The sequence below is a fragment of the Pedobacter yulinensis genome, assembly GCF_003029735.1.
Lineage (GTDB): Bacteria > Bacteroidota > Bacteroidia > Sphingobacteriales > Sphingobacteriaceae > Pedobacter > Pedobacter yulinensis.
In genome coordinates this window covers 12,517-31,939 of sequence record NZ_KZ686274.1, presented here as the reverse complement: position 1 = coordinate 31,939, position 19,423 = coordinate 12,517, and the positions used below count along the sequence as shown (strand labels likewise).

The following is a 19,423-nucleotide window of genomic DNA, read 5'->3' as shown; positions in this document are numbered from 1 at the left end:
TTAGTAAATCTTCGTAATTTCGGCATATGCTGTACGCCGTTGTCGATATCGAAACTACCGGGGGGTATGCCGCTGCGCATGCGATCACGGAAGTAGCCGTTTTCATTCATAATGGAGACAGCGTGGTCGAATCTTTCCAGACACTGGTAAATCCTGACCAGCATATTCCTGCGCATATTACCGCCCTGACCGGCATTGACAATGACATGGTCGCCAGCGCGCCGTTGTTTCCTGAAGTGGCAGAAAAATTATTCGGCATGCTGGCCGACAAAGTTTTTGTTGCACACAATGTAAATTTTGACTATTCCTTCCTGCAACATCAGTTTGCGCAATGCGGCTATCGCCTGGATTGCCGTAAACTCTGCACGGTCAGATTGGCCCGTAAAATTTTTCCTGGCCTGCCCTCCTACAGCCTGGGCAAATTATGCCATTCGCTTGCCATTTCCATTACAGAACGTCACCGCGCAGCAGGCGATGCACGTGCCACGGCAACACTCTTCGGGAAATTGCTGCAGGCTGATGCTGAAGCCGTCGTGCCGGCCATGCTGAAAAAAAGCTCAAAAGAACAGAACCTTCCGCCCAACCTGAACAAGCAGGATTTTTTATCCTTGCCTGATCAGCCAGGGGTATATTATTTTAAAAATGCAAAAGGCAGGATATTGTATATCGGCAAAGCGCTGAACCTTAAAAAACGTGTAACCGGCCATTTTACCGGCAATGGCAAGTCCAGGCAGCGGCAGGAGTTTTTGCGTAACATTTACACGATCGAACATCAGGTTTGCGGCAGCGAATTGATGGCACTGATTCTCGAGGCTACTGAAATAAAAAGGTACTGGCCGGAGAACAACCGCGCAATGAAGCGTTACGAACCCAAATACGAGCTCTACATCTTTGAAGACCAGAAAGGTTACCTGCGGTTGGGCATTGACAAAAGCCGGAAAAACCACATGGCGCTGCACGATTTCGCCACCATTACCGAAGGTTACAACTTTTTGGAACGCCTGGCAACCGAACACAGGCTCTGTCATAAACTTTCGTTTCTCCAGAAAACGGCCGGAGGTTGCCAGGCAGTAGCATCAGGCATGTGTTCAGGAGCTTGCCTCGGCCACGAAAGCGCTGAGGCGTACAACCGACGCGTAAACCAGGCGCTTGCGGCGGTTCAGGACACGCTGCCTTCGTTCATGATGCGCCAGCCGGGCAGAACGAGCGGTGAGACGGCCTGCCTTTGGGTAGAAAAAGGACGTTTTTACGGCATGGGTTATATCCCTGACGATCTCGATTATAGCCACGTGTCTGAACTAAAAAATTATCTGACGCCCTACCCGTCCAACCGCTACATTCTCAACCTGTTATTTGCCCAGGCAACCCGTTTTCCGCAAAGCGTGGTCACCCTTGACGGGCTTAATATGGAATTAATTGCCTGTTAACGTTGCATGTTTGAACATAAAAACAGAACTTAGCTGTTCTACTAGACACAGCAATCTGTAACCATGACCACCGCGTTTCTGCCGTACGCTTCTGCCTTCTGCCTTCCGCTTGGAAACGCCCGTGCTCAAGTCGCACTTCATGAAAGGAGGCCAGCCAATGGCCGGTAAACGCATTTTGGTTTGCGACGATGACGAGGCCATCCTCGATGTCACCACACTTGTTCTGGAAGACAGCGGCTATGAAGTTACCCCTGTTATTGAAAGCACCAGAATTTATGAGGTTATTGACCGGTTCAAACCAGACCTGCTGCTGCTCGATCTGTGGATGCCCGATCTTTCAGGCGAAGACATTACCCGCTTTGTAAAAACAGACGAAGCGCTGCGCGGCATTCCTGTAATCATCATCTCGGCCAGCAGCGAGGGCCGCAGAATCGCAGAAGAGATCAGGGCAGACGGTTTCCTGCCAAAACCATTTGATATTGATAGCCTGGTCGAAATGGTAGCCCGGTATACCAGTCAATAAGTACGCTTTTAGCGCCCGCCCATAAACATAACCGACACAAGCGATAAGACGTATAGGACAATTCCAACCATTGTTGTAATCCCCCAGAACTTAAACAGTGATTTCAGCCTTGAAACAGCCAGATCCAGGCTTTCCTGATTTCCGTATAAAACCCCCTCAGCAGAAGCAGAGGAATACTTGAAGAGCAGCAGGCTGGGGTAAAAAAACAGCAGTCCGATCAGCAGGTAAAGAACCATGATGCCGGCGCTTCCCAGTTGCGCAAGCGGTCCCAGCTGCGCAGCGACGGCAGCATCTGAATTGATCAACGCGCTGACTCCGAACGCACCTACCACCATAAAAAAGGTCAGGACAAAACCGATCACCGCAAGAAACCGCGACCACCGGCCTATTTCATACAGGTTGCTGCGCATGTCTTCGGTTACGATTAGCTGGGGGTTTTGTTCGGTTTCGGGTTCAAATTCGTTCATTGTTCTGTAATTGGTGGTTAAACATAACAAAATAACCAGTGCGGCAAAAGGGATTTTTTCATAAGCAGGGTAAATTCTCTTATCTTTGCACCCATTTCAAACCAGAAAGGATATTTTTTACCTTTCCAGCAGTAATATACAGATACATGGCTTTACAATGTGGCATCGTTGGCCTTCCCAACGTCGGCAAATCTACACTCTTCAACTGTCTCTCGAATGCAAAGGCGCAGGCAGCAAATTTTCCTTTTTGTACCATTGAACCCAACGTGGGTGTGATCACTGTTCCCGACGAGCGGCTTACCCGGCTCGCCGAGCTCGTACAGCCGCAACGGGTGGTTCCGAATACGATTGAAATCGTTGATATTGCCGGCCTGGTCAAAGGCGCTTCCAAAGGTGAGGGACTGGGCAACCAGTTTCTTGGAAACATCCGCGCAACCAATGCCATTATCCATGTACTGCGCTGCTTCGATGACGGCAATGTGATCCATGTCGACGGCTCGGTCGATCCGATCCGTGATAAGGAGATCATTGACACCGAATTGCAATTGAAAGACCTGGATACCGTCGACAAAAGGATCCAGAAGGTTGAGAAGATGGCCAAAACCGGCGGAAACAAAGAGGCTAAAAAAACTTTTGACATCCTCTCTGTCGTCAAGACCCACCTCGAAAGCGGTAAATCTGTACGTACAGCCCCGCTTACCGAAGAGGATTTCCTTTTTATCGAAGAACTGGGCCTGCTCACCCAAAAACCGGTATTGTATGTCTGCAATGTAGAGGAGACTTCTGTTGTTGCGGGCAATAACTATGTGAACCTGGTTAAAGATGCGGTAAAGGACGAAAAAGCAGAAGTGCTTGTTATTTCTGCAAAAATAGAATCTGAGATTGCCGAGCTGGAAAGTTACGAGGAAAGGCAACTGTTCCTGGCCGACCTCGGGCTCACCGAATCTGGCGTCAACAAACTGATCCGGGCGGCCTATCGCCTCCTGAACCTGTCAACCTACTTTACGGCCGGTGTACAGGAGGTTCGTGCATGGACCATTACCAAAGGTTTCACTGCGCCACAGGCTGCAGGGGTGATACATAGCGATTTTGAGAAAGGCTTTATCCGCGCCGAAGTCATCAAATACGAAGATTTTGTTAGCCTTGGTTCGGAAAATGCCTGCAAGGAAGCCGGAAAACTGGGTGTAGAGGGCAAGACCTACCTGGTAGAAGACGGCGACATCATGCACTTCAGGTTCAACGTTTAACCCAATCAGGCGGCAGGTGTTTTCAGGATTGTTCCTGAGCGCCTGGCGTTCTTCCATTATCCCAGCCCAGGCTACCGCGGTCTTTGGCCGGTTAGCGCGCTGCGTTGTACCAGGGATGCGCCGCAACCGGAACAATACCTGTTGTACCTGCCTGGCCCAGGTAACGTCGTGCGGCGACCAGCGTGCGGCTTTGAAAATCGTCGTAATTTTTGGCGCCGGGCACCATGCTGTTGACCCGCACCATTCCAGCCGACTGTATAAACTCCCCATTCCCGATATAAATAGCTGTATGCGAAATACGGCCGCTTTTACCCCGGCTTTTTGCTGCCGAAAAGAAGAGCAGATCGCCTGCCTGCAGGTTCTTCAGGCTTTTTGCCAGGTCGAGGCTATCGCCTGAGAGGATCGCTACTTCCTGGCCCACAAGTACCTGCTGCGACGCATCGCGCGGAATGATCACACCGTTCAGGAAAAAACTGGTCTTGGTAAACCCGCTGCAGTCTACTCCTTTTACCGAAGTTCCGCCCCAAAGGTACGGAACACCCAGCAGCGTGCGGGCTGTTGCCAGCACATTGGTCGCAGTTGGCTTAACGGTACTGAGCCAGGCGCTATAAGGCTGAACAAGCTCGTTCGGCACATATGCCTGTCGCCCGTCTGGAAAACGTACCGCTGTATATTTCTTTTCTTTTTTGAGCGCCTGTAAAATGTTACCGGCAACGAGATCAGATACCCGCGGCGCATCTTTATTGGCATGGCTCAGTGCATGCCCGTAGTCTGCCGTGACGATCACTTTTTCTGCCTGCTGCCAGTTTTTAAAGTCAATTTCATGAACCGGAACTACTGCCGCTGCGTCAAGCCAGGAGACATACCCGTCAGGTGTGCGGACCAGGTAATATCCTGCCTGTTTTTTCAGCAGCGCGACAGGCATGCCGAGCAGGCCCTGCGTCATCATTTCGGCAGCGTTGCGCGGCTGGGCGCGGTTGTTACTGACAGATACATTGATCAGGCCCCTTGCCGGTAAACCGGAAGCTGTATCGGGCAACAGGACCATGCGGGCGGGGACTTTCCCGAAATTTGCTGTAATGCCGGCGGTATACTGCTCAAAAGCAGGTTTGCTGCTGGTTTCAAACAACAGGCTGTCGTTCCTGAACCGGTAATTGAAATAATCGTTCCGCGCATCTGGAACCAGACGCTGCTGCATCTGCAGGGAATAGGTGCGCAACACCGTCGTATCAAGCTGCGCCCAGGCGCCGGCTGCAGGCGCAAACAAAAGAAAAATCAGGCTCTTCCATTTCATCTTACAAGATTAAGCAATAAATCAGAAGGATACGAAAGACATCAAAATTGATACTTGTATCACACCGGCCAATAAATTTATTTTCGAAAAACCGCAGGGATATCTAACTTGCGCCCGTTTTACTGCCGGTTTACCGGAAGCACGCATGCGAAAAACCCTGCTTAAGTTTATCGACTTTTTTCACCCGCCTTTCGCCAGGCTGATTCCGTTGCACACCTTCAGGTATCTTGCCTCCGGCGGAACTACGGCCCTGATGGGTGTGGTCATCTACTATATCGCCTACAACTTTATTCTCGGCCAGCAGGATGTACGCCTGCCGTTCGTGCTGGTAACTGCCCCCATCGCCGCGCTGATCATCGAACTTTGTATCACCTTTCCCATGGGCTTCCTGCTAAACAAGTACCTGGTCTTTACACAGTCTACCCTGCGTGGCCGTCAGCAACTATTTCGTTATGCAACCGTTGTATTCATAAACATCCTGCTGAACTATGCCCTGATCAAACTTATGGTTGAGACGCTGCATTTTTACCCCACCATTGCAAAGTTTACGACCACCTGCCTGCTCACGATTTTCAGTTATTTTTCTCAAAAACACTTTTCCTTCCGCGTGGGAAAAAAACCCTGAGCAAACAGGAATGGCGCACTGCTTCCTGGTCTGGAATGTCAGGGCTGTGCCTTTCAAGCGTAGCCCTGATGGGAGCGGCAGCCCCGACGAAGGAGGGCTAAAGCGTACAGCAGGACCGCCTGTAAAACGGGCAGTGTCGCTGCGCTTCAAAAAAACACCGGTTGGCTCATTCCGCAAAGTCGGCTGAAAACGGTGCCCATGCTCAACAGCTGTCACGGCCACTCCTTCTGTGCCCGCACAAAAATCCGTATCTTTGCAGCTTATTTGCAATTCAGATGATTTCAGTATCCAATTTATCGCTGCGTTATGGCAAGCGGACCCTTTTCGAAGATGTTAACCTGAAGTTTACCCAGGGAAACTGCTACGGCGTAATCGGTGCCAACGGAGCGGGCAAGTCTACCTTTCTTAAGATCCTTTCGGGCGAAGTAAGCCAAACTTCGGGCTCGGTGAGTTTTACGCCGGGCGAGCGCATGGCTGTTCTCAAACAGAATCACTATGAGTTTGACGATTTCAGCGTCATCGAAACGGTCATGATGGGCCACAAGGAGCTCTATGAAATCATGAAAGAAAAAGACGCCATTTATATGAAAGAGGACTTTTCAGAAAAAGACGGCGAACGCGCCGGCGAGCTTGAAAATCTCTTTGCAGAAATGGATGGCTGGAACATGGAAAGCAATGCAGCGACCATGCTCAGTAACCTGGGCATTAAAGAGTCTGATCATTACAAGTTGCTGAAGGAGCTGGATGGTAATCAAAAAGTACGGGTGTTGCTCGCTCAGGCCCTGTTCGGCAACCCGGATATCCTGCTTCTTGACGAACCGACCAACGACCTGGACATTGATACAATTGCCTGGCTGGAAAATTTCCTGGCTGACTATCAGAATATCGTCCTGGTGGTCTCTCACGACCGTCACTTTCTTGACGCGGTTTGTACACACATCGTAGATATCGATTTCAGCAAAATGACCATCTTTACCGGCAACTATACGTTTTGGTATGAATCCAGTCAGCTTGCACTGAAGCAGCGCAGCGACCAGAACAAAAAGCTGGAAGAAAAAGTGAAAGAGCTTCAGGAATTTATCCGCCGGTTCAGCGCCAATGCCTCGAAGTCGAAACAGGCCACCTCACGTAAGAAAGCACTCGACAAAATTGACCTGAACGAGATCAAGCCCTCAAGCAGAAAATATCCCGCCATTATTTTCAACAATCAAGGCCGGGAAGCCGGAGATCAGATTCTGCAGGTTGAGAACCTGGGAGCCAGCCTGAATGGCGAGGTGCTGTTCGATAAGGTAACCTTTATGGTAAACAAAGGCGATAAAATTGCCATACTCTCCCAAAACAGCCTGGCTACAACCGCCTTTTACAACATCCTGGCCGGCCGGGATACCGATTTCAGGGGTGAATTTAAATGGGGTGTGACCATCCAGATCGCCGATATACCGAATGATAACTCCGCCTACTTTGCCGGCAAGGACCTGAACCTGGTCGACTGGCTGCGTGAGTATTCAGACTCTGACAAAGATGAACAGTTTATCAGGAGTTTCCTGGGCCGCATGTTATTCTCGGGCGAAGAAGTACTGAAAAACACCAAAGTGCTGTCAGGTGGCGAAAAAATGCGCTGTATGTTCTCCCAGATGATGCTCAAACAGGCCAATGTACTGTTGCTTGACGAGCCAACCAACCACCTCGACCTTGAATCCATCACAGCATTGAACAATGGCATGCAGGATTTCAGGGGCAGCCTGCTTTTTACATCGCGTGACCACGCCCTGACTGAGTCAGTGGCCAACCGCATTATCGAAATCACGCCAAAAGGGACCATCGACAAACTGATGAGTTATGACGAATACATCACAAATCCTGATGTGCTGCGCCAGCGGGAAGAGATGTACCGTTAGGGACAGAATGATTATATTTGTTAGAAAGGATGAACCATGATACGTAAAGCCCTCATTTTTTTACTGCTGTGCGCCGGCCTCTCGGCCAGGGCGCAGCACAACCCTGACGACCTGATCGAGTCGGCCAACTGGGACGTGATCGGCAGTGTCGATTTTAAGACACCGAATGACAATGAGATGTATGCGGTTTACAACACCAACATCCGTAAATATGAGAACAAACCTTTTGAGCTGTACGGGTATATCGTTCCCATCAAAGACGGGATGAAACAGCAAAAATTCATGCTTTCCACCCTGCCAATCAACCAGTGTTTTTACTGTGGCAAGAACGGTGTTCCTATCATGGTCATGGTTGAACTTACCGAAGCGGTCAAGTTTACGTACAAGCCGATCACGGTAAAGGGTATCCTGAAGCTGAACAAGGGAAACGCTATGGATGGCCCGCCGATCGTTCTCGCTGCTGCAAAATCGATCTGACCGCAAACGTTAATTATTAAACAAAAAAAAGCTGCTCTCCATTTGGAAAGCAGCTTTTTTGTTGCGCGCAAGTGGTGATTTGCGAAACCTAGTGGCCTGAATGACCATCTACGCCATGCGCATGTCCGTGGTTGAGCTCATCTTGCGTTGCCTCGCGCACTTTCAATATTTCTCCGCTGAAAATCAGATTCTTACCTGCCATCGGGTGGTTCAGGTCTACCGAAACGATTTCTTCAGTTACACCGGTTACGCCTGCGCGGAACTGGTTGCCGTTGTTATCTTGCAGAGGAATCACATCACCTACGTTTGGCAGTTCCACTTCTTTAAACATATCTACAGGCAGATCAGCATACGCACCCGGGTCTAACTCGCCATAACCGTCTGCCGCACTCAGCTCAAAGCTGTAGGTGTCGCCTTCCTGAAGGCCGGCCAGGTGCTCCTCGAATTTCGGCAGCATCATACCCACGCCATATAAGAAAACCAGCGGTTGTTCAGAATCGGCTTTCTCTACAAATACCTGCTGTCCTTCTTCGTTGGTTGTGTGCAGTTCATACGTTATTCCGACTACTGCATTGGGTTGAATTTTCATGTAATTTTGATTTTTAAGATAATGAACCGTTCGAGCACGGCTCAGGAATTCGTTGTCTGTATTAATTTGTAGGCCTCATCTGCCGTCAATACGGGCAGCTGGCATACCTTGTTGCGGCAAATATAGATTTTTGTTTCTACGCTTTGTTTATCTTTTAACAAAGGCAGCGCGCTTTTTGTTCCGCCGAGCAGAATTTTGTTGGGAATGTAATACCGGTTAAGCTTTCGCCTTTCTTCACCGGTATCAATGCCGCTGAGCGCGATTTCGTTCCAGCCTTTTACCTCGTTCAGCAGCTGGATCGCCCAGTTTGAAAAACCGGAGCCATAAGATTTCATCTGCGGATGCGCGGCGGCAAGCATGGCTGCAGCTTTATCGCTCAGCTCGTCGCGGTCAAAGCAAATGCCGAGCCGGCGCAGGTTCTGTGCCATGGCAGAATTAGAAGAAGGAATGACATTGTCCAGCACCTCATGTTTCCTGGCTATTAACGCTTCATTGCCTACCGGGGTGTAAAACAGCAGTGGCCCCTCAGGATCAGTAAACTGTGCCAGAACGGTTTCGGTCAGGCTAAGCGCCTGCAGCAGCCAGCGTTCATCAAAGCTTGCTTCATACAATGCAAAAAGTCCGTCGATAAAAAAAGCATAATCGTCCAGAAAGCCGGGAATGGATACTTTCCCATCCTTGTAATTTCTGAACAAGGTCCCCTGACCGTCTACCATCCGGTCAAGGATAAAATCGGCTGCCCGGGCGGCAAGGTCATAATGAGCGGGCTCGTCGAATATCTGCGAGGCATCGGCCAGTGCCCTGATGGTCATGCCGTTCCAGGCCGTCAGGCATTTGCTGTCAAGGCCCGGACGCACCCGCGTGCTGCGTTCGCTGAGCAGCAATTGATTGGCACGGGCTACTTTTTCCTTCAGTTCGGCCAGCCCCACTTCGAAAGTCCTGGCAAACTCCTCATCTGTTTCCTTCCGCAGCAGGATATTGGTTTCTTCCTCTTCCCAATTGCCCGCGGGCGTAACGTGGTAGTAATGCGACATGAGCGGTGCGTCCGGACCCAGCAGCGCGTCAAACTCTTCCCGCTGCCAGACATAAAATTTCCCTTCAACGCCCTCGCTGTCGGCGTCGAGGGCTGAATAAAACAAGCCTTCTTCAGAAAGCATTTCGCGCCTGAGCCAGGCAATGCTGCCTTCGGCAACTTCCCTGAAAAGGTTGTTTCCTGTAAACTGCCAGGCTTCGGCATACAGCGCAATCAATTGGGCATTGTCATACAGCATTTTTTCAAAATGCGGCACATGCCAGCTACCGTCTACCGAATAACGCGCAAAGCCACCACCAATCTGGTCATAAATGCCGCCAAGCGCCATTTTCTCGAGTGTAAGCATCGTGGCAACATGGGTGGCATTATCATCGAAAAGATGGCTGTACCGCAGCAGGAATATCCAGTTGTTGGGCAGCGGGAATTTTGGGGCCCGCGTGTATCCCCCGTCGGTCATGTCAAATGTCCTTTTCCAGGGTTTGATGATGTTCCGCAGGTCGGCCACAGAATATTCGGGCGGGTTGAGCACCGGGATAAAGCGCTCACTTTCGCTGATGCCTGCGGTTAGCCGTTCTGCATAAGAAATGGCTTTCTCAGGCTCTTCCTGCCAAAGCCTGGCCACATGCATCAGCACATTGATCCAGTCATTCTTACGGAAATAGGTGCCACCATAAATGGGCCGCTGATCGGGCAGGCAGATGCAGTTGAGCGGCCAACCCCCGCTTCCGGTCATGAGCTGTACAGCATACATGTAGATCTGGTCAATATCAGGCCGCTCTTCGCGATCAACCTTGATGCATACGAAATGTTTATTCATCACCTCAGCCACTTCTGCCAGCTCGAAACTTTCGCGCTCCATGACATGGCACCAGTGGCAGGCCGAGTAACCAATGCTGACCAGGATCAGCTTTTGCTCTTTACGGGCTTTTTCGAGGGCCTCGGGGCCCCATTCAAACCAGTCTACTGGATTATAAGCATGCTGTAACAGATAGGGCGACGATGCATGAGTCAGCCGGTTGGGTTCGTGATTCATCTTATAAAGGTACACAGATTTCCCTGCGTTTGTTTTATATGGATTATCTTAGCGACTCAAAATACCGCCCGAATGAAAATTACGCATACCGAGATCTACCGCTTCAGCATTCCTATTGAGCCCTTCACCATTGCTACAGGCACGCTCGAATTTGCACAGAATGTACTGGTCCGAATCTATACAGATGCCGGGATTTATGGCTGCGGTGAGTGTTCGGCCTTTCCGATGATCGTTGGCGAAACGCAGGAAACCTGCCTGTCTATGGCGCGCGACTTCGCAAAGATCTGGAAGGGAAAAGATCCGCTTCAGATCCCGGAGCGTATGGCCGACCTGCTTGCCTACGCAGCCCACAATCCGACCATCAAAAGTGCGTTCGATATGGCCTTGTTTGATATTTCGGCTAAACATGCGAACCTACCACTATACCGCTTCCTGAGCGGTGAAAAGAGGCGTATTGAAACCGACATGACCATTGGCATTGCCAGCCCCGAAGAAATGGCGGCCACCGCGGCGGCTTATGTAGACCGGGGCTGCAGCATCATTAAGATCAAACTTGGCAAAGACGTCGCGACCGATGTTAAACGTGTGGCGGCCATCCGCGCGGCGGTGGGACATGATGTGACCATTCGCCTGGATGCCAACCAGGGCTGGTCTTTCGATGAGGCTCTCCGTGCTCTGGCCGACCTGGCGCAATATGATATTGAATTTTGCGAGCAGCCCATGCGTACCTGGTATGATGACCGGCTCCCGGAGCTGAAATTAAATGTGCCCATCAAGATCATGGCCGATGAAAGCTGTTACAACCACCATGACGCCCGCCGGCAGATCAACACGCAGTCCTGCGACTACCTGAATATCAAGCTTGCCAAATCAGGCGGAATCCTCGAAGCGCAGAAAATACACGAGGTGGCCCTGCAAAGCGGCGTAAAATGTATGATCGGCAGCATGATGGAGAGTAAGCTTGCGCTCACGGCCAACCTGCATTTTGCCCTCGCCAGCCCGAATGTTGTATTTTTCGACCTTGACACCTGCCTGCTCGGGCACAAAGTTGATCCGGTTGTTGGCGGACTAACCTACACCGGTTTTGAGCTCGATGTGCCGGAAACAGCAGGCATTGGCGCCGATGCAGACGAATTTTTCCTGGAAACCTGTGAGCAATGGGTTGTGTAAGCGGGAAGTACCCAGAACTTACCTGAGGCCAGCCACTACCTGATGCGCAGCTGCTCAAGGGCCAGGCTGTCGCCGTTAAATGCGTTAAAATCTACAACATGCGAAATGCCGTCTACTCTCGCCTTATCTGAATGCTGCCAGAAATGCCAGCGGGTTTGGGCGGGAACCCGAAGCCGGGGTTGGTCGTAATGGGCAATCCATAGCGGATATTCCTTAAAATATTCGGCCAGGTAATCACTGTAAAATTGCAGTCCGGTATAGATAATCGGTTTTACTCCGGTTTTTAATTCCATATAAGCCAGAAAATCTGACAATTGCGCACGCATCTGCAGCGGCGTTACACCGTCCAGGCTTTCCACATCGACCACCGGCAGCAGGTCATTTTTCTCAAAACCGACCACCTGCAGAAAGAAACGTGCCTGCGCCTTTCCATCGCGTGCGGGCCGGAAGAAATGGTAAGCTCCGCAAATGAGGCCGGCTTTGGGCGCTTCGCGCCAGTTTCGCTGAAAGTACCGGTCCACTTTCAGCAGGCCTTCTGTCGCCTTGATAAAAGCGAAACGGATGCGCACACCGTCTTCTTCCATGCGCGCCACCCGCTGCCAGTCGATCCGGTCCTGGTAATAAGACACATCGATGCCATGAATGCTATGTTTACGCGGAATGCGGATACCAAAACTTTCGTATTTGCGATAGGCGGGATCGCCGGCCGGGTCACGTGCCCAGTTCCAGGCGGCTGAAAAGGCCTTCAATACATACCCATAATACAATGGCGACAATAATACCAGGCCCAGACAGGCAGCGACCAGCCAGGCCGTTGCAGAAACCGAACGTTTTCCTTTTTTGCGGGATTTCGAATTCGTTTTCCTGGCCGCCTGGGCCGGTGGTTTCTGTCTTGGCTTTTGTGTTCTGCGGGCTTTATCCACACACAAACATACACATTGCCCGGGTTCGCCGCCATAGTGAAATGAATGTTTGGCCGCCATGACGCTGGGCGTGACCAGGAAAGATTTTATTATTTTGCGTCATGCTTCAGACAATAACCTACCCCGCCCTGCTCAGGCTTCTGTTTTTGATGGCTTTGTTCCTGCCGCAAACCAGCCAGGCCGGAAAAGTTAAAGTGCTTGCTTTTTATACCGCCAGGAACGACCAGGCGCACATTAGTTTCGTTGCCGAGGCCAATGCCTGGTTTTTGCAGGCCGGCAGAAAATATGGATTCAGTTACCGCGCTACAAACGACTGGTCCATGCTTCATCCCGACACGCTAAGAAACTATGGGTTGGTGATGTTCCTGGACACCCGGCCTGAAGAGGCGGCCCAGCGCGCAGCCTTCCGGGATTATATGGAACGGGGCGGTGCATGGATCGGCTTCCATTTTGCAGCCTTCGCGCTCAGTCCTTCAGCCTTTCCTGAGAACTGGGACTGGTACCACCAGGAATTCCTCGGTTCGGGTGCCTATGCGGGCAACACTTGGCGGCCCGTTCCCGCAACGCTGCGGGTAGAGCAAAAAAAGCATCCCTATTTTAAAGGGTTCCCTGCCACCTTCAGGTCATCAGCAAACGAATGGTACCGGTGGAAAAACAACCTGAAGCAAAACCCCGATATCGAGGTGCTGCTTTCCATCGATCCCTCCAGTTTCCCCCTGGGAACGGGTCCGAAAGCACATGAGATCTGGCACCAAGGTGACTATCCCGTGGTGTGGCGCAACAAGAAGTTCCGCATGCTCTACATCAACATGGGGCACAACGACATCGACTACGAACATGCGCCGCACAACAAACCGCTTTCTTCAAGCTTTGCCAGTACAGAGCAGAATGCGCTGATCATTCGCGCCATCCTGAAGCGTGCCGGCCGCTGATTTACCTGAAATCGCCTTCTTTATTCAGCAAACCGAAGTATTGATCCAGTTTCATGCCCAGGCTTTCTTCAAATGATTTTTTCAGATCGGCCGGTTGCGGGTGCTTGCCGTTCCACTTGCTGAAATAGTGCTGAAACGCTCTGTCAATTTTTTCGCGTCCCACCTGCGTTTCGAGAATATAGATCCATAGCGCAGGTTTGAGATATGAACTGATGCTATAGGCATCTGAGCCGGCGAACTGCTCAGACGATTTATCGATCGGATCGGGCATCGGGATGTTGGCCATGGCATTGTACACCGTCGCCTGAAAATCCTTTGTGGGCAGCGCTTTGATGTTTGCCGGAATCTTGTCGCCGAAGATCGAGTTGGCTTTATACTTCTCTGCTTCATACCTGAACTGGTAATAGGTATTCAAACCCTCGTCCTGCCAGGCATGTTTTCGTTCATTGCTGCCGAGCATGCTCATGAACCAGTTGTGACCCACCTCGTGTGCAATGACACCGTCCAGCGATTCGATCCTGGCATCCGGGCTGGTAATGAGTGTAATGGTCGGATATTCCATGCCCCCGCTCGAATTGTTCTTAGGCCCTTCAATAACCTGAACGACGGGGTACGCATAGGTTCCTACCCATGCACTGTATTTTTTTACGGCATCTTTGGCGTAGTCGATGCTGTTGACCCATAAAGTGTTGGGTTTGTTGTGATAATAGGTAAAGGCCTCTACCACCTTGCCTCCGGCAACCTGTGCGGTATCATATTGTATAACAAGGTCTTTATCGGCAAACCAGGCAAAATCGGGAACGTGCGAGAGGGTATAGTTCAGCGTTTTTGTTGCCGATTTGACCACCGGCTTATACAGTTCGGGCTGGCCCGTGCGGGTCTTGGCATTTTTTGAACCGAGCAGTTTGTACTGGTCGGCTTCAGGTTTGGTATTCAGGATGCCCGATGCAGCCACCACGTAATGTGAGGGCACGGTAATATTCACGTCGAAATCTCCGAATTCGCTATAGAACTCGCCCATGTCCAGGTATGGAAACTCATGCCAGCCATCGCGGTCAAAAACTGCGGGCTTCGGATACCACTGGCAGAGCATAAACTGGCCGTCAGCAAAACCGGAGCGCGAAAAGTAAGAAGGTAGTTTGACCGTAAAGGGAGTCGTAATGGTACATGATTCGCCTGCGCGAAGCGGCTGCGGCAGCTTCACCTTGATCACGTCAATATAATCCGGATTGCTGTGCGGCTCGGTCACGGCTGTTTTTCCGTTTACTTTGAACGCAAGGCCTTCAATGCTACCCGGGGTATATTTACCGAGTTTTTCAGACCGGGAGGTATCTGCCTTCAATTGCTTAAAAAGGGCCGTACTTTCATTTTTATAAGCATTTGGCCAGATGTGGAACCAGATAAACTCGAGTGTTTGGGGCGAATTGTTTTTATACACGATCGTCTCGTTTCCCTTCAGGCTGTTGTCTTTGACGTTCAGGCTCACATCGATTTTGTACTTCAGGGCTTGCTGCCAGTAGGTGGTGTCCTGCGCAAAGGCAGGCAGGCAAAACAGGAACAGGATCAGAAAACTAAAAGGTCTCTTCATGAATGTGGGGTATTGTGATGATTATGGGATCAGTACCGAAAGATACACAATCGCTATTGAATTGTAAAACAAGCTTATTCATGGCAGGCTGCAGGTGCGGCCCTGTCTGCCGGCAGCATCAATCTGCCGGCATGATGGTTTGAAACCTAGGTCTGGCAGCAAACGCCGCTTGCTATTGGGCTTTCTGTGCCTCTTTTTTCCTGAAATAACCCCTGAAAAGAAAATTGCTTTGCAGGGCCTTGAGGTTTTCGTCAAGCTTCTGGCTGCTGCTTTCCAGGTTCTGCATAATGCTGCGCACCTGCTCTGCTGTTTTGGCATCGTTCAGCAACATGCCCGCAGCGTTATCGGTTTGATTCAGTTTACCGCTTGCTTTGTCAAGGTTGGCGGTAATGGCTGAAGCAGAGCGCGCTGTTTTCTGCAGCTCATCAACCGAGGCGTTGAGCTTGGCGAATACGGCCGTATCAGTAAACAATTTGTCAGCCAGGCCATTAGGCGTGTTAACCTTGCGGCTAAAGGCCCCCAGCTGATTAGCCATGGCATTGACAGCTCCGGAGGTTTTTTGCAGGTTGCTGACCATCGTACGAAAATCGTTTGCAATCTGCTCATCTGTGAGCAGGGCGCCGGCGGCACCCTTACCTTCCACCAGGCCACGCGACAGCGTTTTGAAATCGGTGGTGATCTCGACCAGGTTTTTGTTGTTAACCTGCAGTGTTTTCATTACATCGTCGGTACTCAGGGTGGTGTTGACCTGTAAGCGATCCCCGTCTTCAACAAAAGGGAACTTTAAAGAACCCCCGGTCAGTACAATGATCTTATTGCCGATAAGTCCGTCAGAACTGATACTCGCTTTCGCATCTTTGTGTATATACCGGTGTGCTTCTTCCTCGATGCTGAGAAAGACCTGCACCTGCGAGGTGCCGAAGAAGCGTATCTTTTTGATCGTTCCGATCTTCACACCAGAGAACCAAACGTTGTTCCCGGCTTTCAGGCCCTGGATATCATTGAAGACAACGTCGACGGTAAAGCTCTTAACAAAGGCTTTTTTCTGCGTACCAAGAGTAAAAACGCCTACAACGAAGATGACTAGACCGAGGAAAATGAAAAGTCCTACGGTAATTTTGCGGCGGTTGTCTGTTACCTGCATAATTGCTTATTGGATAAAATTGTAATCGTAAAATGTTTTGACGCGCTCGTCGTTGGTATTGAACACCTCTTCAAAAGTGCCCTGGCGCTGAAAGGTACCGTCAAGCAGCATGGCTACGCGGTCACCGACGGCCTTGGCACAGGTAAGATCGTGCGTTATAACAATCGAGCTGGTATGAAATCGCTCCTGCACCTCATTGATCAGGCCATTGATTTCCAGGCAGGTGATCGGGTCGAGACCAGCGGTGGGTTCATCATAGAGCATAATTTCTGGCTGGAGGATCAGCGTACGGGCAATGCCGATCCGCTTGCGCTGGCCACCTGAAAGTTCAGACGGCATTTGGTCAAGGGTTTGCAGCAGGCCCACCGCATCGAGCACCCGCTCTACCTGCATGGCTACCTCTCCACGTGTCAGTTTTCTGCGGTTGCGCACCAGCGGGAACTCGAGGTTCTGCCTGACCGTCATGCTGTCGTATAATGCACTGTTCTGAAAAGAAAAACCCACCTTCAGGCGCAGGGCAAGGAGCTCTTTGTAACTGATCTGATCTACTTCGCTACCCAGCACCTTTACGCTGCCGCGGTCTGCAGTAAGCAGGCCAACGATGATCTTGATCAATACCGACTTGCCTGTTCCTGATTTACCGAGCACCACGAGGTTTTCACCCCGGTAGAGGTCGAGGTCAACACCCCGTAAAACATGGTAAGCCCCGAATGATTTATGCAGGTCCCTGATTTCGACGACCTTTTCGGCCGGGGTTGAATTTTGCCTGTTTTCCATCCTAATTCCTGAACAAGCCGAAAAACTGAACGGTTATGACTTCCTCTACGAAAACGAGAAACATTCCCGTTACAACGGCCGCATTGGCTGCCTTGCCCACGCCTTCGGTACCCTTAGAGGAGTTATAGCCCTGGTAACAACCCACCATTCCAATTGTAAAGCCGAAGAGTACGGCTTTAATGGTCGAGGCGGTCACATCCAGGAAACTGATCGATTCCAGCGCAGAGGAAAAAAACGCACGCCAACTTGTCTCTTCATTGGTGTAAACGTTCAGGAGCGCCCCCAGCATGCCCACCATGGCGGTATAAAAGGTTAGGATGGGAATGGTGATGGTGGCAGCAAGCACCCGGGTAGAGACCAGGAACTTAAAGGGATTCGTAGCAGAAACTTCCATGGCGTCGATCTGCTCGGTAACCCGCATAGAACCCAGCTCGGCACCGATACTCGAACCCACTTTTCCGGCAGCAATAAGTGCGGTAAGCAACGGTGCAAGTGTGCGCAGCAGGGCAATACCGACCAGCGACGGGAGCCAGGACGTGGCGCCAAACTCTGCCAGCGAGGGGCGTGATTGTTTGGTAAAAACGACCCCGGTAATGAAACCTGTCAATGAGATCAGCAGCAGGGAACGGTAACCGATGTCGTAACACTGGCGCATCAGCTCCTTGCCTTCATAGGGCGGCAGAAACCCTTCTTTAAAAAACCGTCCGATGAACTGCCACACATCGTACAGCACCATAAACATCCTGCTGATGCGGCCGGGCTTTTTTTCCTTGTCTTCTGCCATTAGATTAGAATTCCTGTCTTCTTTTATTTAGCGTTGAAAGAATCTGGGTGGACACCGGGATGCAGAAATTCAATCTCCTGATAAATAAATTTGAGCTATAACAAAAAATTGTTCTTTCTGTTTGGGTTCCCGGCATTTTGCGCTGCCAAGGTAAAAAAACTGACGCTTAAATCAGAATAGTCAGGCCGAATAAAACGTTAAATTGACGAACCTGATTCCAATTTCTTTCGCCGACCCTATCGGGACCGCCCGGAAATCAGTCGGTTTCTTCTATGGCCTGCGAAACGGAATGCACACTGACCGGATCGAGGTCGCCGGTCACCTGTTCCCAACTGCCGTAGTCGTCTTGCCTGAGCGTAGTAATGTGCCTGCCATCAAGGTAACAAACAAACTGCGGCCCCTGCGGCCCCTGTTCTTTCTGCACCTCAAGTTCTTCCGGCAGGTGATCGACGTTTGCCTCGATCTTGAAACGTTTTGGTAATTGCTCCATGGTTCAGGCATTTTAGGTTAAGATAACGGAGCGGTGATAACAGTACTACAAGGCTCCGCAACCAATTGTTTTACTAAAGATACGACATTTATGCACGGTATCAGGCATTTACTACTTCGCCGCCATTCGGGTGAATGATCTGCCCTGTCATATAACTGGCATCGTCTGAACCGAGAAACACATAGGCGGGCGCAATTTCGCTGGGTTCTGCCGCGCGTCCTAACGGCACGTCTGAACCGAATTTAGCTACATGATCGGCCGGGAAAGTTGAAGGGATCAGTGGTGTCCAGACCGGTCCGGGAGCCACACCGTTTACCCGGATGTTTTTCGGAGCGAGGGAAGCGGACAGGGAGCGAACGAATGAGACAATGGCGCCTTTGGTCGATGCGTAGTCGATCAGGTGGCCGCTGCCCCGGTAGGCGGTAACAGAGGTTGTACAGATGATGTTTGCACCTTCCCGCAAGTGCGGAAGCGCAGCCTTGCAGAGGTAAAACTGCGCAAAGATGTTCGTGGAAAATGTTTTGTGAAGCTGGACTGCGCTGATGTTCTCAAGGCTCTCCTGCGGATACTGGACCGCAGCATTATTGACCAAAATATCCAGCCTGCCAAAAGTTTTGACGGCCTGGTCAACAAGCATCTTACAATGTTTTTCGTCTGAAATATCTCCCCTTACAAGCAGCACACGTGCGCCAAAGGCACGCGCGCCTTCCTCTGTCGTCTTTGCATCTTCATCCTCGTTCAGGTAACTGATAACCACATCAGCGCCTTCTTTGGCATACGCCAGTGCAACCGCCCGGCCTATGCCGCTGTCGCCGCCGGTAATAATGGCCACTTTACGTTCCAGTCGCAGGCGTGCAGCACGGGGCTGGTAGTCAGGATCAGGCCGCATGTCGGCTTCTTTTCCGGGCTGTTCAGTTTGTGTTTGGGCGGGACGAATTTTTCGGGTAGTCTGTTTCTTCATATCGGGTCATTGCGTACCTCACCGGCAGCTTTAACCAAATA

19 protein-coding genes are annotated in these 19,423 nt (G+C 50.8%); 8 read left to right on the top strand and 11 right to left on the bottom strand.

The annotated features are described in order from the left end of the window. Positions 1-26: 26 nt before the first annotated feature. Both C7T94_RS19105 and C7T94_RS19100 read left to right on the top strand, forming a co-directional pair. Positions 27-1,427 (top strand): exonuclease domain-containing protein, encoded by a 1,401-nt coding sequence (locus C7T94_RS19105; protein WP_107217711.1) that lies wholly within the window; start codon positions 27-29, stop codon positions 1,425-1,427. Between the two features lie 139 nt (positions 1,428-1,566). Further along, complete coding sequence (locus C7T94_RS19100) at positions 1,567-1,950, top strand: response regulator (protein ID WP_162618769.1); 384 nt, start codon at positions 1,567-1,569, stop codon at positions 1,948-1,950. An 8-nt stretch (positions 1,951-1,958) separates the two neighbouring features. On the opposite strand, the gene C7T94_RS19095 is transcribed toward C7T94_RS19100, so the two are convergent. After that, positions 1,959-2,417, bottom strand: coding sequence for a DUF5362 family protein (locus tag C7T94_RS19095; RefSeq protein ID WP_107217707.1), 459 nt, complete (start codon positions 2,415-2,417; stop codon positions 1,959-1,961). A gap of 146 nt (positions 2,418-2,563) precedes the next feature. On the opposite strand from C7T94_RS19095, the gene ychF reads away from it, so the two are divergent. Next, complete coding sequence (gene ychF, locus C7T94_RS19090) at positions 2,564-3,664, top strand: redox-regulated ATPase YchF (RefSeq protein ID WP_107217705.1); 1,101 nt, start codon at positions 2,564-2,566, stop codon at positions 3,662-3,664. A 91-nt stretch (positions 3,665-3,755) separates the two neighbouring features. Here ychF and C7T94_RS19085 read toward each other — a convergent pair whose 3' ends face one another. Then, the gene (locus C7T94_RS19085; RefSeq protein WP_107217703.1) at positions 3,756-4,958 is read right to left on the bottom strand and encodes a C40 family peptidase; all 1,203 of its coding nucleotides are present in this window, start codon (positions 4,956-4,958) and stop codon (positions 3,756-3,758) included. 145 nt (positions 4,959-5,103) lie between these two features. On the opposite strand from C7T94_RS19085, the gene C7T94_RS19080 reads away from it, so the two are divergent. From C7T94_RS19080 to C7T94_RS19070, 3 genes are all read left to right on the top strand, one after another. Continuing rightward, positions 5,104-5,583, top strand: coding sequence for a GtrA family protein (locus C7T94_RS19080; RefSeq protein ID WP_107217700.1), 480 nt, complete (start codon positions 5,104-5,106; stop codon positions 5,581-5,583). Positions 5,584-5,858: 275 nt separating this feature from the next. Continuing rightward, complete coding sequence (locus C7T94_RS19075; protein ID WP_107217698.1) at positions 5,859-7,481, top strand: ABC-F family ATP-binding cassette domain-containing protein; 1,623 nt, start codon at positions 5,859-5,861, stop codon at positions 7,479-7,481. 36 nt (positions 7,482-7,517) lie between these two features. Further along, positions 7,518-7,958 carry a hypothetical protein gene (locus C7T94_RS19070; RefSeq protein WP_107217696.1) on the top strand — a complete coding sequence of 147 codons (441 nt, stop codon included), beginning with the start codon at positions 7,518-7,520 and terminating at the stop codon, positions 7,956-7,958. Between the two features lie 88 nt (positions 7,959-8,046). On the opposite strand, the gene C7T94_RS19065 is transcribed toward C7T94_RS19070, so the two are convergent. Further along, the gene (locus C7T94_RS19065) at positions 8,047-8,547 is read right to left on the bottom strand and encodes an FKBP-type peptidyl-prolyl cis-trans isomerase (protein WP_107217694.1); all 501 of its coding nucleotides are present in this window, start codon (positions 8,545-8,547) and stop codon (positions 8,047-8,049) included. A 41-nt stretch (positions 8,548-8,588) separates the two neighbouring features. Next, positions 8,589-10,613: a thioredoxin domain-containing protein gene (locus tag C7T94_RS19060; RefSeq protein WP_107217692.1), complete on the bottom strand. Its 2,025-nt coding sequence runs from the start codon at positions 10,611-10,613 to the stop codon at positions 8,589-8,591. 72 nt (positions 10,614-10,685) lie between these two features. Here C7T94_RS19060 and C7T94_RS19055 point away from each other — a divergent pair, with 72 nt between their 5' ends. Beyond that, positions 10,686-11,783 carry a mandelate racemase/muconate lactonizing enzyme family protein gene (locus tag C7T94_RS19055; RefSeq protein WP_107217690.1) on the top strand — a complete coding sequence of 366 codons (1,098 nt, stop codon included), beginning with the start codon at positions 10,686-10,688 and terminating at the stop codon, positions 11,781-11,783. Between the two features lie 35 nt (positions 11,784-11,818). Here the strand turns inward: C7T94_RS19055 and C7T94_RS19050 are convergent, their stop codons facing one another. Beyond that, positions 11,819-12,706 carry a glycoside hydrolase family 25 protein gene (locus C7T94_RS19050; RefSeq protein ID WP_239495078.1) on the bottom strand — a complete coding sequence of 296 codons (888 nt, stop codon included), beginning with the start codon at positions 12,704-12,706 and terminating at the stop codon, positions 11,819-11,821. A 101-nt stretch (positions 12,707-12,807) separates the two neighbouring features. On the opposite strand from C7T94_RS19050, the gene C7T94_RS19045 reads away from it, so the two are divergent. Further along, positions 12,808-13,638: a ThuA domain-containing protein gene (locus C7T94_RS19045; RefSeq protein WP_107217686.1), complete on the top strand. Its 831-nt coding sequence runs from the start codon at positions 12,808-12,810 to the stop codon at positions 13,636-13,638. A 1-nt stretch (position 13,639) separates the two neighbouring features. On the opposite strand, the gene C7T94_RS19040 is transcribed toward C7T94_RS19045, so the two are convergent. The 6 genes from C7T94_RS19040 to C7T94_RS19015 all read right to left on the bottom strand — a co-directional run bounded on the left by C7T94_RS19040 (position 13,640) and on the right by C7T94_RS19015 (position 19,382). Then, on the bottom strand, positions 13,640-15,226 hold the full coding sequence (locus tag C7T94_RS19040) for a M1 family metallopeptidase (protein WP_107217684.1): 1,587 nt from the start codon (positions 15,224-15,226) through the stop codon (positions 13,640-13,642). Positions 15,227-15,398: 172 nt separating this feature from the next. Then, positions 15,399-16,370 carry an MlaD family protein gene (locus C7T94_RS19035; RefSeq protein WP_107217682.1) on the bottom strand — a complete coding sequence of 324 codons (972 nt, stop codon included), beginning with the start codon at positions 16,368-16,370 and terminating at the stop codon, positions 15,399-15,401. Positions 16,371-16,376: 6 nt separating this feature from the next. Continuing rightward, positions 16,377-17,147, bottom strand: a complete 771-nt coding sequence (locus C7T94_RS19030) for an ABC transporter ATP-binding protein (RefSeq protein ID WP_107217680.1) — start codon at positions 17,145-17,147, stop codon at positions 16,377-16,379. Position 17,148: 1 nt separating this feature from the next. Continuing rightward, entirely contained in the window at positions 17,149-17,931 is a 783-nt protein-coding gene (locus C7T94_RS19025; RefSeq protein WP_204353329.1) for an MlaE family ABC transporter permease, read from the bottom strand. A 256-nt stretch (positions 17,932-18,187) separates the two neighbouring features. Then, entirely contained in the window at positions 18,188-18,421 is a 234-nt protein-coding gene (locus C7T94_RS19020; protein ID WP_107217678.1) for a hypothetical protein, read from the bottom strand. Between the two features lie 100 nt (positions 18,422-18,521). Further along, positions 18,522-19,382, bottom strand: coding sequence for a glucose 1-dehydrogenase (locus C7T94_RS19015; protein ID WP_107217676.1), 861 nt, complete (start codon positions 19,380-19,382; stop codon positions 18,522-18,524). Between the last annotated feature and the right edge of the window lie 41 nt (positions 19,383-19,423).